A 14,170-nucleotide genomic window follows, 5' to 3' on the forward strand; every position below is an offset into this window, starting at 1 on the left:
GTTCTCCGGTTTCAGGCCATGGCCTCGGCGCGCCGCTGGCGCATCTTCTGCCAGGCAATGACAAGCACGAGCACGATCACCCCCGGAATATAGGCCACATAGTGGTTTTCGATGCCGAGCAGGTCGCCGAAAAAGTCGGGACGGAACATCATCGCCGTCACCAGCAGCAGCAGCGGCACATCCCACCAGCGGTTGCGATAGGCGAACCAGCCCTGGGTGGCGCCGGCGAAGGCGAAGGCACCGAGGCAGGTCATGACGAAAATGAGGATGGCCAGTCCCCAGCTGTTGATGTTCCAGAGCAGCAGGTCATGGTTGAAGATGAACATGAAAGGGAGAATCGCCGTACGAATGTCGTACATGAACCCCTGCAGACCGGTCGGAATCGGCTCGCTGCGGGCGATGGCGCTGGCGGCATAGGCGGCCAGGCCGACCGGCGGCGTGTCGTCGGCCAGAATACCGAAATAGAAGCAGAACAGGTGGGCGGCGATCAGGGGGACGAAAAATCCCTGCCACTCGGCGATGGTGACGATGGCCGGCGCGGTGAGACTGGCCATGACGATATAGGTCGCCGTGGTCGGCAGCCCCATGCCGAGCAGCAGACTGGCAAAGGCGGTGATGCCGAGCATGGCGTAGATGTTGCCGCGGCTCAGGGTGTCGATGACGTCGGTGATCAGGCCGCCAAGCCCCATGGTGACCACACCGACGATGATGCCCGCCGCTGCCGTGGCCACCGCCACGCTGACCATGTTGCGGGCGCCGGCGACCAGCCCGCGAAAGATCTCCTCGCCGCCCCGGCGGAAGCCTCCCCCGATCGTTCCCTCGCCCCGCAGGAGCGCCCGCAACGGATGCTGAAGCAGCATGATCAGCATCAGCACCATGGTGGCGCGGAAGGCCGCCATGTCGGGCGAATGGCGGGGAACGATCAGTTCGTACAGCAACACCAGCAGCGGAATCAGATAGTGCAGGCCGCCGACGAAGGTACTGAAGAACCTGGGGAGATCGGCCTTGGGCAGCCCCTTCAGCCCCAGCTTGCTCGCCTCGATATGGGTGAGAAAGAAGAGGGTCGCGTAGGAGGCGAAGGCGGGAATCGCCGCCGCCTTGCAGACTTCGAGATAGGGGATGTTGACATATTCGGCAATGATGAAGGCCGCCGCTCCCATGATCGGCGGCATGATCTGGCCATCGGTGCTGGCGGCCACCTCAATGGCCGCCGCCTTCTTCGGCGGATAGCCGACCTTCTTCATCAGCGGGATGGTGAAAGTGCCGGTGGTCACGACATTGGCGATCGACGAGCCGGAAACCAGACCGGTCAGACCCGAGCTCATCACCGCCGCCTTGGCCGGCCCCCCCTTGTAGCGACCGAGCAGGCTCATCGCCAGATCAATGAAGAACTTGCCCCCGCCCGCCTTTTCCAGCAACGCCCCGAACAGGACGAAGAGGAAGACGATGCGGGCCGACACGTCGAGAGGAATGCCGTAGATCCCTTCGGTCGTCAGCGATATCTGGGTGATGTAACGGTTGATGCTGACCCCCTTGAAGGAAAGGAAGTCGGGCATATAGGGGCCGAAAAAAGCGTAAAAGGTGAAGACCAGGGCGATGATCGGCAATGCGGGGCCGATGGTTCGCCGTGCCGCCTCGAGCAGACAGACCACCAGCAGAAATCCGAACACCAGATCCCTGGAAATCGGCGCCCCCACCCGGGTGGACAGGCCTTCGTAATCAAGAGCGATGTACAGAGCCGCCACGATCGCGATCAGGGCCAGGACCATGTCCCCCCAGGGAACCCTGCGCTTCTCGCCCAGCCAGCGCAGTCCCGGCAGGCGGATCTCACGCTTGAACGTCGGATAGGACAGAAAGACGATGGAAAAGGCGAAGGCCAGGTGGATCGCCCGGGTATAGGTTGAATCGATCAGCAGCCAGCTGGCCAGTGAGAGCTGAAAGAGTGACCAGCAGACACCAATGACAGGAACCAGAAAACGGGTCCAGTCCCGGGGGCGGCGCAAACCGTACTCTTCCTGCTCCATCAGGCGCTTGGCCTGCTCGCTCCCCTCGACGGCCTGAGGCTCCCCCACATTGTTCGTCGTTTGCTCCGACATGCAAATCTCCCCCTTGCAAAACGACAGAAGCCGCCCCCAGGGCGGCTCCTGCACAGACCACGAACGTCGTACTTTTCAGTGGAAAAGGACTGCAAAAAACCGCCTATTTCATCAAGCCGACTTCCTTGTAGTACTTCAGGGCGCCGGGATGGACCGGGGCCGACAGACCCTGCAGCATGCTCTCCTTGGTCAGCACGGCGTAGGCCGGATGCAGCTTCTTGAACTCGTCGAAGTTCTCGAACACTTCCTTGGTGATGGCGTAGACGATGTCGTCAGGCACATCGGCGCTGGTGCAGAAGGTCGCCTTGACGCCGAAGGTCTCGACATTCTTCTTGTTCATCACCCCCGGATACTGGTCGACCGGAATGAACGACGGCGCGTAGTAGGGGAACTTGGCCACCAGCTTGTCGACGATGGCCTTGGGCACCTCGACGAAGTTGACCTTGCGGGCTCCGGCGACCGCTTCCTTCACCGAGCCGTTCGGATGACCGACAGTGTAGAAGAAGGCGTCGATGCGGCCGTCCTGCAGCATGCTGGCCGACTCGGCGGCCTTCAGTCCTTCGGCCTTGAGGTCCTTCTTGTAATCGATGCCGGCGGCCTGAAGCAGGTCGATGGCGTTGCCGCGCTGGCCGGAGCCGGGGTTGCCGATGTTGACGATCTTGCCCTTCAGGTCGTAGACGGTCTTGATGTTCTTGTCGGCGGCGGCGACGATGGTCACCGACTCGGGATGGATGGAGAAGACGGCGCGCAGCTTCTTCTGCGGCTTGCCTTCCCAGTCGGCGGTGCCGTGATAGGCCTGGTACTGGCGGTCGGACTGGACGACGCCGAACTCGAGATCGCCGGCCATGATGGCGTTGACGTTGAACACCGAACCGCCGGTCGACTCGACGGTGGCGCGCAGATGGTACTGCTTGCGCTTCTTGTTCACCATCTTGGCGATGGCGCCGCCGGTCGGATAGTAGACGCCGGTGACACCGCCGGTGCCGATGGTGACGTAACGGGTGCGAGCGGCCATGGCCTGGGGTACGACCAGCACCAGGGCAACCAGCGACGCCAGAGTCATCATCAAGAATCTTTTCATCTTTTCTACCTCCTTTTTTCGGGTTTGACCTCCAGAACAGACAGAGGAAACGGCATGAAACAGCCCATCCGGCCGGCTTGGCCCGGATGTTGTGGACCGAATCGCGAACCGGCCTGAATCTCAGGAAGAAACAGCAGCTTTTCTACCTGAACTCGTGAGTTTATGCTGGATGGAAAGTGCAAATACTTGGCCTGGATGAGTTTTCCAAAAATCTGAGGTGCACCCACAGGTTCACTGGCGATTTTTGGAAAGCTCAGGCAGGTCAATGACTTGTGCTATCCGCCGGCAATGAACTCACTGATTCAGTTTTCTACTATAGCAGGGAAGATCGAGGCTGCAACCCGGGCAGCCTTCCGTCGTTTCCGGAAGGCCGCCCCAAGAATCAGAAAGAGTTGAGGCGGCGGATGAAAGCCTTCAGCAAACCGAAACTGCGGTTGTTGAACTCGAAGACAAGGCGGGGCAGATGCAGCAGGTCGGGCTGGTCCTGCTCCTTGGGCAAGGGACCGGTCAGGCGGAAATGCCCGCCTGGCGCCAGAATCTCGGCGAACTCGTCCTGCAGAATACGCAGATGGTCGGTGTCGATAGCCCTGTTCAGCCGGATCACCAGCAGATTGCCGACATAGCGCATGGAGTGATAGACCCGGTAGAAGCCCCTGATCAGGGCCACCGCCTCGGCCGGATCGCGGGTTATGGAGAAAAGGCTGAAGTCTTCCCCCGATATCAGTCCCTTCTTGAGCAGGGTGTCGCGGATGAAACCGAACAGGTTTTCCCAGTAGTCTCCATCGTCCTCGTCGATCATCACCAGGGGAATAGGCGGATTCTTTCCGGTCTGGATCAGGGTCATGGTCTCCATGGCCTCGTCCAGGGTGCCGAAGCCGCCAGGGAACAGCACCACCGCGTGCGCCTCCTTGAGAAAGGCAACCTTGCGATTGAAGAAATACTTGTAGGTGATCACCCGTTCGCTGCCGTTCATCACCGGGTTGGTCTCCTGCTCGAAGGGCAGGCGGATATTGACGGCAAAGGAGTTCTCCACTCCTGCGCCTTCGTTGCCCGCCTGCATGATGCCGCCTCCACCACCGGTGATGACCATGTAGCCGGCCTCGGCCAACAGCCGGGAAAACTCGACGCATTTGCGGTAGATCGGCTCGTCGGGCGTGGTGCGGGCAGAACCGAAGATGGTTACCTTCTTGCGGGTGCGATAGGGACCGAAAACCTTCGAGGTGTAGCGCATCTCCTTCATGGTGGTGCGCATCAGCTTCAGGTCGGCCAGATAGTCGGTCTCCTGTCCTGCCTTCAGGGCACTGATGATCATCTCCCGGATCATCTCCGGATGATGGACATCGGCCCTGCCGAGCAGCCGATCGATCATGTCGTCTATATCGCCATTGGTTCGGGAAAAATGCAGTTCCATGGGCGTCCTTTCGAGCAGTTGTCGTTGTCCTCCCTTCTATATCATGTCGTCGGCTCTTTGCCAGCCTTTAGCAACCCGTCCAGGCCATGCCGCTGCACGGCGATCCAGATTCCGCGCAGACCGGCGCCGGCGTAACGGTCAGCGACCTCCTGATAGCAGGCGCGCAGCTCCCTTTCCAGGGCGTAGAACCGGCGCCGCTGCGCTTCGTCCAGTCTTTCTTCCACCGCCTCGCAGAGGAAGGTGACGCAGTTGAACGGACGCCGCTGCGGCGGCCAGAGGCAGCCATCCACGCCGAGCAGGGGACAGGTGGCGGTGAAGTCGGGTTGTGGCGGGGTTTCACTCCGCAACAGATAGGAAAGCAGGTTCGGCAGGGTCAGGTGATGCAGGCCGCGGGCGCAGCAGGCGCCCCGGCAGTCGCGGCAGATTCCTTCCCCTTCGGCCAGCAGGAAGAGGGCATGCAACTGCCGCTGCAGCATCTCGATCCGTCCTACCCGCTGCCACAACCATGTCCGTTCGGTATCCGGCAAGGCGGCAAGATCATCCACCAGGCGGGAGAGAATGACATGCCAGTCGTGATGACGCTGGTGTGCAGTCATGGGATACGCTCGGCAGCCTCGGGCTGCATGCAGGCAGGAGGCGTGGCATACGAATCGCCAACCTCGAAACGCGAATCGGGCATCGAAAATGTGAGTTGAACCGGTCGGACTCTTTGTTCAGCAGCTTCCACGGGGAGAAAAATCACTCAGAAAATCCTCAAGCACGAACAGTTCAAGGCGGCTCAAATGTCGTCAGATGCAAGGCGCCTCACCTCCTGAGGAATGAGGCGTAGCGAAAGTTACGGCGGAATGACGAAGGAGGTGAGCAACGCAGCAGATGGCGGCATTTCAGCCGCCCTGGCATCAAAGGGTGCAGATGCAAGACTTGCGAACCTTTCGCCCGCAGGCGTAGCCGGAGACTACGTCGAGGACCGAAAGGCGAGCGTAACGCAGCAGATGCATCCTTCTGGCTGGTCCCTGGTAAAGAAGAGGTGGTCGAAGAGCCCCGTAAGCCGGGTTCTGTCCCCCGCGGCGGTTACCCCCCGCGGGGTGGTGATCATTCATCTAGGATCGCCGTCGCCGACGACCTCGAGCAGCCTACCCGGGAGCTTCGGACGGGCCGCCCTCAAACGCTCCCCTATTCGGCCTTGCTCCGGATGGGGTTTGCCGAGCATCCGACGTCACCGCCGGACCTGGTGAGCTCTTACCTCACCCTTTCACCCTTACCCCGGCGCCTCCGTCGCTTGCGCGACGCCGGCGGCGGAGCGGTCTGCTTTCTGTGGCACTTTCCCTAGGGTCACCCCCGGTTCCCGTTAGGAACCATCCTGCCCTGCGGAGCCCGGACTTTCCTCCCGTTCCACCGGCCGGGCCGGCGGAACCAGCGATCACCTGGAGCTCTTCAACCACCTGTCGATGCCGACAGCGTGAATCAACCCTGCTCCACGATATAGAGCAGGCGGTTGCAATGGGGACAGTCGAGTATGCGATCAACCCGGAACAGGTCGTTGTAGAGCTGCGGCGGCAGATGCATGTTGCAGCCGGTGCAGGCCCCGTTTTTCGCCTCGACCACGGCCTGGCCGCCCCGGCGGGCGAGCAGGGTCTGGTACCGCTTGCGCACCCCGGCCGGAAGCTTCTCCAGCAGGTCCTCGCGCCGGCCGGCAATCTCCTCGAGCCGCTGGGCAAAGGTAGCCAGCTCGGCATCGACCTCGGCCTGACTGGCGTCGACCTGTTCACGGATGACGGCCAGTTCGGATTCCTTCTCACCCCGGTCACCGGCAAGCGCCTCGAGCTGCGCGTCGATCTCGCCCATCTGGGTCTGAAGCTCGCGGATCCGGGCCTTGGCAGTGTCGATCTCCTTCAGGACGGCCACATATTCCTTCTGGGTCTTGATCTCCGGCAGGCGGGCGTCAGAACGGGTGACATTCGCCTGTTCCTGTTCCATGGCCGCGGTCAGTTCGCGTCGACGCGCCTTCAGGCTTTCCATCTGGTCGGCCAGGCCATCGACCATCTCCTGAACGCGGGCCAGCTCCTGGCGCTTTTCCTGAACGCGGGTCTCGAGAGTCCGTTTCTTGCCTTCGAACTGACTCATCTCTTCGTCGAGAACCTGCAATTCTCTCAGTACCCCTAGTTGTTCACGCAATGTTCAACCTCCGTTTTCCCGGTTAGACCCCGGACAGATCCTCAGATCAGCTGAAAAGGATCCGTTTCGTCCGTCAGGGCCAGAAATTCGATGGGCCACTTCTTCTCTTCGGCCGCCGCGCACAGGGCTGCGGCGAGACCTTCGACAGCTATCTTTTCGGTTCCGAAATGCCCAGCGTCGATCAGGGCGATGCCGAGCTGTTCGGCCTCCCTGGCCTCGTGATACTTGACATCGCCGGTCACCAACACGTCGGCCCCCTGCCGGTGGGCCTGGTGCAGCAGAAAGGCGCCGCTGCCGCCGCAAACCGCAACCCGGGCGACCTTCCGCGCCGGGTCACCCACCAACCTGAGATGGTCGAGCTGCAGACAGTCCTTCAGCTGCCGGGCGAAATCGGCCAGCGACACGGGTTCGGCCAACTCACCGATGCGTCCGAGGCCGATGTCGGTGCGCAGGTTTTTCAGCGGAAGCAGGTCGTAAGCGACCTCTTCGTAGGGGTGCGCCTTCAGCATCTGGCGAATCGCCTTGTCGGCCTTCTCCCGCGGCAGGATAACCTCGAGCCGCCATTCGTCGACTGTTTCCAGCTCGCCGGTGCGCCCGATGAAAGGCCGGGTTCCGGCCCCCGGCCGGAAACTGCCCTGCCCCCGCACCCGAAAGGAGCAGCAGTCGTACCCGCCGACATGACCGGCACCGGACGCAAAAAGGGCATCAGCGACCTTCTCCTGATGCCCTTCCGGTACATAGACCACAAGCTTGTAAAGTCCTTCGTCCCCCTCCGAGAGCAGAACGGAGCTCCGGCACAGGCCGATCCGGTCGGCCAGCCAGTCGTTCAGCCCGTCGCGGGCACGGTCGAGGTTGGTATGGACGCTGACCAGGGCGATGCCGGCCTGGATGGCAGCATAAACGGTGCGGCCCACCTCGTCGGTGGGCGCAATCCTTTTCAGCGGCTTGAACAGCAGGGGGTGATGGGCGATCACGGCCTGGGCATCCTCGGCGCGCGCCCGTGCCACCACGCGGCTGTCGATATCGAGACTGACCAGAACCCGTCGGACCTCGGCGGCACCATCCCCGACCTGGAGACCGACATTGTCCCAGTCCTCGGCCAGCTGCGGCGCATAAAGCCGGTTCAGCAGCCCCAGCAGGTCGTTGAGGCGTATGACTCGTTCTTTTTTCGCCATGGGCAAAATAAAAGAGTGCAACTCCAGACCGGTTGCACTCTTTCAGACTCTTGATTGAGAAAATATCCGGATATGAGCTTCTGACTCATGTTCTCCCTGTGGTGGGCCCACCAGGATTCGAACCTGGGACCAACCGGTTATGAGCCGGTGGCTCTGCCAACTGAGCTATAGGCCCGTCAAGACACGAAGATTGTAGTTTATGCCCGGCGTTCAGGCCTGTCAAGCCCCTGCAACGGACTTTTCAATGCTCCGGGGCGTCGACAAAGCTGCGCAGGCGTTTGGCGCGGCTGGGATGCCGCAGCTTGCGCAGGGCCTTGGCCTCGATCTGCCGGATGCGCTCACGGGTGACCTGGAAATCCTGACCGACTTCCTCGAGAGTGTGATCCGATTTTTCCCCGATGCCGAAACGCATACGCAACACCTTCTCCTCGCGCGGAGTCAGGGTCGCCAGCACCTTGGCCGTCGAATCGGCCAGGTTGCTCTTGATCACCGCCTCCAGGGGGGAGACGACGCCCTTGTCCTCGATGAAATCGCCCAGCGAGGAATCCTCCTCCTCGCCGATCGGGGTTTCGAGGCTGATCGGCTCCTTGGCGATCTTCAGCACCCGACGCACCTTCTCCAGCGGCAGCTCCATCCGCTCGGCGATCTCTTCAGGCGTCGGTTCGCGACCCATCTCCTGCACCAGCTGCCGGCTGGTTCTGATCAGCTTGTTGATGGTCTCGATCATGTGCACCGGTATGCGGATGGTGCGGGCCTGATCGGCAATGGCGCGGGTGATCGCCTGCCGGATCCACCAGGTGGCGTAGGTCGAAAACTTGTAGCCACGCTGGTACTCGAACTTGTCGACCGCCTTCATCAGGCCGATGTTCCCCTCCTGGATCAGGTCGAGGAACTGCAGGCCGCGGTTGGTGTATTTCTTGGCAATGGAAACGACGAGCCGCAAATTGGCCTCGACCAGCTCGGTCTTGGCCTGCTTGGCCTTCCACTCGCCCTTCTGAACTTCCTTGAGCGATTCGATCAGTTCCTCCGGCTGAAAACCGGATTCCTCATGGACCTTGAGGAATTTGCGTTCCGCCGCCTTGAGCCGCTTCTCCACCACCAGCAGGGTTTCGACGGGCACCTGCAGCTCCTCGGCGATACGATGCGCCTCGTCGTCGCTCTGGCGCATCTTCTTCAGCAGCGGCTGAATCTCCTTCAGCGGCCTTCCAAGCTCCTTCTCGCAGGCGGCGATCTCCTGCTGCCCCTTCTTGACCTGCTCGCCCAGTTCCTTGAGCCGGTCGACGATCTTGGACACCTGGTGATCCTTCAGGCGGATCTGCCTGAGCAGCTCGGAAATCCGCTCGCGCAGCTCGGCACACTCTTCCTCGAGCTTCTTCTGCTCCTTCTTGCCCGCCTGGCCGGCCTGCATGGTTTCGCGCTTCTGCCGCAGCTCCTCGTTCAGCTCGGCGATCTGCGCAATCAGAGCTGAAACCCGTTCGTGCTGCTTCTGGGCCGCCTCGGCTCCCTCTTCCTCGTCATATTCCTTGGTGATCTCGGCGACGTTGATCTGCCCCTTGGCCAGTTTCTCGCCGAGAGCGACCACCTCGCGAAAGGCGATGGGCGTCTTGAGCACCACCCGGGTGACCTGGGCCTCGCCCTCCTCGATGCGCTTGGCAATCTCCACCTCGCCTTCCCGGGTCAACAGCGACACCTGCCCCATTTCACGCAGGTACATGCGGACCGGATCGCTCGTCCGGCCGACGGAACCGGCCTCGAATTCCTCCTCGTCCTCCAAGGCGGTGGCGGCCGGCTCCGGTTCGTCCCCCTTAGGCGGCGGCACCTGTCGTTCGGAATCGACAACTTCGATGTCCAGTTCGCCGAAAAGACTCATGACGTCATCGAGCCGGTCGGAGGAAATCACGTCCGACGGCAACACGTCATTGACCTCGTCGTAGGTGAGGTAGCCCTTCTCCTTGCCCAGATCGATCAGCTGCTGAACTTCGTCCATCGAGGTTTTTTTCGACATTCCCTGCTTTCTCCTCGTCATACCGCCCCATGGGCGGTTCCTGCTGATTATGTCAGTCGGTCGTCCTGAGACGTCGGCTGAGATCCTGTTTCTGCTTGAGCAGAGCCGCCAGCTGCGCTCTGTCACCGCTCCGCTGCGCTTCGGCGATGGCGGCCGTCAGCTGCGCACTTCGCCTCTTCAGGCGCTCGCGTCGCAACCGCCGGCGGCATTCGTCCAGCATCCGCAGCGGGTCGTCGCCGAAACGCGCCCTGTCCTTTTCAAGAATACCCGACAAAAGCACTCTTTGCCGCGGTTCGACATTCTTCATGACGGAAGGGACATCCCCTTCCCTCTCCCGCAAGCTAATCAGCGAACGGGCGAGGTCAAGGGCCAGCGGCTGCAGGAAGATCTCCTCCAGGTCGCTCTTTGCCAGTTCCGTCGTCGCCTCCGGCACCACCGCCAGCAGATGCAGAAGCATCTCCTCGGCCGGATGCAGCGGCGTCCCTGTCGGCGTCTTTGCCTCCTCCGGCACCGCCTTTCCTGCCGCTCCCCCCGAGCGCACCGCAACCGGGGCAGCGCCACCGCGGGCAAGCTTGCGGCGCAGAACCTCTTCGGCCAGCCCCGTCTGCCGCGCCAGCCGCTGCAGATAGAGATTCTGCTCGATCTCGCCCGGAAGCAGCCCGATCCGCTGCAAAATCTCGTCGACCGCCTGCGCCCGTTCCCGGATGCCGGGGGAGGCGGCGAGCCGCCAGTCCATGAACCATTCGATGGCCGGCGACGCCGCTTCCAGGCGGCGTTCCAGCTCCTGTCTGCCACCGGAGGCCAGAAAGGAGTCGGGATCCTCGCCCGGGTCCAGGGCGAGTGTGCGGACCTCCAACCCCTCGGGAAGCGCCGCTTCCATCGCCCGCAGCACCGCCGCCTGCCCGGCCCGGTCCTGGTCGAAAAGCAGAACCAGGCAATCGGCGAACCGCTTCAGCAGCCGGGCATGGTCGCGGGTCATGGCCGTGCCGCAGGTAGCGACGGTGTTCTTCCAGCCGGCACGGTGCATGGCCAGCACGTCGAAATAACCCTCGACGACGATGGCCCGGCGGCTTTTGCGCATCGCCTCGCGGCCGGCAAACAGGCCATACAGCACCCGTCCCTTGTGGTAGATGGGTGACTCCGGCGAATTCAGATACTTGGGGCCGTCCTCCGACAGGGCCCGGCCGCCGAAGGCGACGATGTTGCCGTAATGGTCCTCAATCGGAAACATCAGCCGGCCGCGGAACAGGTCATAATCGCCGCGCCCCTGCTTTCCTGGCCGGATCAGACCCAGACGGCGCGCCGCCTCGAGATCGATCCCCTTTTCGCGCAGATGCCTCGCCAGCCCCTCCCAGGCGTCGAGAGCGTAACCGAGCCGGTAGGCCCGGGCCAGCTCGCCGTCGTAGCCGCGCCCGCGCAGATAGCGACGGGCCGGTTCGCCGACCGGCTCCTTCAGCAGCAGGCGCTGAAAATAGTCACAGGCCTCACGGTTGACGCGGCGCAATCTGTCCAGTTCCCGCCGGCGCGCCTCTTCTTCGGGATCGCTCCGCTCCTCGGCGATTTCGATCCCGACCTCGGCTGCCAACTTGTGCACCGCCTCCTTGAACTCGAGCCCCTCAATCTTCATCAGAAAGGCGATGGCGTCGCCCCCCTCGCCGCATCCGAAACAGTGAAAGGACTGCCGGTCGCTGTTGACGTTGAACGAGGGGGTCTTTTCCCCGTGAAAGGGACAGAGACCGAAATTGTTGGCGCCGCTTCGCCGCAGCTGGACATAGCGTCCGACCAGTTCGACCATATCGACCCGGTCACGAATCCGCTCGATGGTCTCCTCCGGGATCCGTCCCATCAGCTCTCCAGTTCGACAACGGTCACGTTGTCGCCGCCACGGCTGACATCGGCCGCGTGGAAGGCGGTCACCGCGCGATGCCCGGCCAACAGGTCCCGCACCGCCCGACGCAGAATCCCCTCGCCGCTGCCATGCACGATCTCGACCTGCCGGCACCCCTGCAGCAGGGCCTCGTCGAGAAATTTCTCCACCTTCGGCAGGGCGTCATCGACCCGCTGCCCGACCAGAACCAGTCGCTCCGGCAACCGGTCGGCTGTCACCCGGCTCTGCACCCGAACCCGCTCCTTCGGCGGCCGGCCGGCCGTCGCCGGTTCCAGGTCGGCCAGTCGGCATCGCAGGCGTTTGCCGCCGACCAGCAGATCGATTTCGTCGCCGTCGACACGCAGCACCTCCCCTTCCTGGCCGAACAACCGGTGCCGCACCCGGTCGCCGACCCTGGGCCGGTGCAATCTTTTCCGGCGGGAAGGCGCGGCCGCCGGCTGCAGTGCCTCTTCCAGCTGCCGAATCTGCGCCGCCCGCTCGGCCCGCTGCGGCGTCGACAGGCCGCCTTCGGCCGCGTCGACAATCTCCTGCAGGCGCCTTTCCGCCTGGCGGACCAGCTTTTTCGCTTCCCGGCGCGCCCGGTCAAGCAGCTCCTGCCGCTGCTGTTCCAACTGGTGCAGCAGCCGGGTGCGCTTGTCCCGCTCCTGTCGCGCCCGCCGCAGCAATTCCTCGGCTTCGGCCGCTTTCGCGCGGGCCGTCTGCAACTGCCGGTTGAGTTCCTCGAGCAGCTCCTTGCCGGCTTGTTCCCCCGGCTCGAGATAGCCGCGCGCCCGCTCGAGCACTGCCGGCGGAAAGCCGAGACCGGCGGCGATGCTCAAAGCACCACTGGCCCCGGGAATGCCATAGTTCAGCCGGTAGGTCGGCCGAAAATCGGCGGGATCGAATGCGACCGCCGCGTTGCTCATGTCCGGCTCGAGCTGGGCGAAGGCCTTCACCAGATGCAGATGGGTAGTCGCCACCACCCGCGCTTCCTGCCGCCGCAAATGGTCGAGCAGCGCCATGGCCAGGGCGCTTCCCTCGGCGGGGTCGGTGCCGGTGCCGATCTCGTCGAGCAGCACCAGCACGTCCTCGCCTGCCTGCTCGAGAATCTGCCGCAACCTCAGCAGATGCGCCGAGAAGGTCGAAAGGCCCTCGGCGATGCTCTGTTCGTCCCCGATATCGGCCAGTACCCGCCCGAACAGCCAGGTGCGACTGTCGGGATGACAGGGAATGTGCAACCCCGCGGCCAGCATCAGCTGCAGCAGGCCGAAACTCTTCAGGGCAACGGTCTTGCCGCCGGTATTGGGCCCGCTGATTACCAGAACCCGGGTCCGGGCATCGAGTTCCAGGTCGACCGCTACCGCCCGCCCGGACGCCGGTTTGCCTGCCGCGTCGAACAGCAACAGCGGATGCCGAGCCTGTTTCAGGGCGATTTCCGGCTGTTCGCTGAACCGCGGCGCACAACCGTCCATGTCGCTCGACAACCTGCCGGCGGCCAGCCGCAGATCGAGCAAGGCCAGCAGCTCCTGGTTGCGCTGCAGTTCCGTCGTCGCCCTCCGCACCGCACTGCTCAGGCGCCTGAGTATCCGCAACACCTCCCGCTGCTCCGCCCGCAGCAGGTGGACCAGTTCGTTGTTGGCCTCGAGAATGGCGGCCGGCTCGACATAGAGGGTCTGGCCGCTTCCCGATTCGTCATGTACGAAGCCGCGCACCAGCCCGCGGCGGTCGGCGCGCACCGGCAGCACATAGCGTTCGCCGCGCAGGGTGATCAGCTTTTCCTGAAACGCGGGCGCCAGCTGCTCGTCATGCAGCATCCGCTCCAGTCGCTGCCGGATGACGTCGCGCAACTCGCGGATACGGCCGCGGATTTCCGCCAGCTCGAAAGACGCCGAGTCGAGAACCTCCCCCCGGGAACCGATACTCTCCCGGAGGGCTCCGAGAAGGCCGCGCAGCGGCTCGAGGGCCGCGGCATGGGCCGCCAGACCGGGAGCCGTCTCCTGTCGGAACCAGGAGCGGCATTCACCGGCGGCCGCAACAGCTTCGGCCACCCGCAAAAGCGCTTCGGCTTCCAGCCAGGCATCCTCGGCCTGAACCCGTGCCAGGAGCGGCCGCAAATCGGCGACGCCCGCCAGCGGCGCCTCGCCGGCCTCCGCCAGCAGCCGCCTGGCCTCGCCGACCTCCGCCAGCGCCTGCAGCGCCTGGCGGCGATCTCCGAGCGGGGCCAGCTGGCCGGCCAGTATTCGTCCGGGCTCGGTCCGGGTTCTGGCCTGCAGCAGCTGGCGAATCCGTTCGAATTCGAGAAGCCGCAGCGCCTGTTCTGTCAGAGAACGCTCTTTGTTGTTCTGCAACATCACCGGTCC

Annotated in this window: 9 protein-coding genes, 1 tRNA gene and 1 other RNA gene; all 11 read right to left on the minus strand. The window is 63.3% G+C overall.

Annotated elements, in window-relative coordinates; translation table 11 throughout:
* Nucleotides 1-11 precede the first annotated feature (11 nt).
* A complete protein-coding gene (locus EDC39_RS08080; protein WP_148895873.1) occupies nucleotides 12-2,096 on the minus strand; it encodes a TRAP transporter permease in 2,085 nt (694 codons plus the stop codon).
* A 103-nt stretch (nucleotides 2,097-2,199) separates the two neighbouring features.
* Nucleotides 2,200-3,177, minus strand: a complete 978-nt coding sequence (locus tag EDC39_RS08085; RefSeq protein WP_148895874.1) for a TAXI family TRAP transporter solute-binding subunit — start codon at nucleotides 3,175-3,177, stop codon at nucleotides 2,200-2,202.
* 382 nt (nucleotides 3,178-3,559) lie between these two features.
* Nucleotides 3,560-4,588: an LOG family protein gene (locus EDC39_RS08090; protein ID WP_148895875.1), complete on the minus strand. Its 1,029-nt coding sequence runs from the start codon at nucleotides 4,586-4,588 to the stop codon at nucleotides 3,560-3,562.
* A gap of 41 nt (nucleotides 4,589-4,629) precedes the next feature.
* Nucleotides 4,630-5,184, minus strand: a complete 555-nt coding sequence (locus tag EDC39_RS08095) for a hypothetical protein (RefSeq protein WP_148895876.1) — start codon at nucleotides 5,182-5,184, stop codon at nucleotides 4,630-4,632.
* Between the two features lie 433 nt (nucleotides 5,185-5,617).
* Nucleotides 5,618-6,024, minus strand: an RNA gene (gene rnpB, locus EDC39_RS08100) — RNase P RNA component class A.
* Nucleotides 6,025-6,052: 28 nt separating this feature from the next.
* A complete protein-coding gene (locus tag EDC39_RS08105) occupies nucleotides 6,053-6,763 on the minus strand; it encodes a zinc ribbon domain-containing protein (RefSeq protein ID WP_148895877.1) in 711 nt (236 codons plus the stop codon).
* A gap of 41 nt (nucleotides 6,764-6,804) precedes the next feature.
* Nucleotides 6,805-7,938 (minus strand): Nif3-like dinuclear metal center hexameric protein, encoded by a 1,134-nt coding sequence (locus tag EDC39_RS08110; protein ID WP_148895878.1) that lies wholly within the window; start codon nucleotides 7,936-7,938, stop codon nucleotides 6,805-6,807.
* Between the two features lie 99 nt (nucleotides 7,939-8,037).
* A tRNA-Ile gene (locus EDC39_RS08115) sits at nucleotides 8,038-8,113 on the minus strand.
* A gap of 66 nt (nucleotides 8,114-8,179) precedes the next feature.
* Nucleotides 8,180-9,943 (minus strand): RNA polymerase sigma factor RpoD, encoded by a 1,764-nt coding sequence (gene rpoD, locus EDC39_RS08120; protein WP_148895879.1) that lies wholly within the window; start codon nucleotides 9,941-9,943, stop codon nucleotides 8,180-8,182.
* Between the two features lie 52 nt (nucleotides 9,944-9,995).
* Entirely contained in the window at nucleotides 9,996-11,789 is a 1,794-nt protein-coding gene (dnaG, locus tag EDC39_RS08125; protein WP_246140212.1) for a DNA primase, read from the minus strand.
* Nucleotides 11,789-14,161, minus strand: a complete 2,373-nt coding sequence (locus EDC39_RS08130; protein WP_246140213.1) for an endonuclease MutS2 — start codon at nucleotides 14,159-14,161, stop codon at nucleotides 11,789-11,791. The genes dnaG and EDC39_RS08130 overlap by 1 nt, the downstream gene beginning before the upstream one ends.
* Between the last annotated feature and the right edge of the window lie 9 nt (nucleotides 14,162-14,170).

Origin of the sequence: Geothermobacter ehrlichii (assembly GCF_008124615.1) — a bacterium.
GTDB classification, from domain to species: Bacteria; Desulfobacterota; Desulfuromonadia; order Desulfuromonadales; family Geothermobacteraceae; genus Geothermobacter; species Geothermobacter ehrlichii.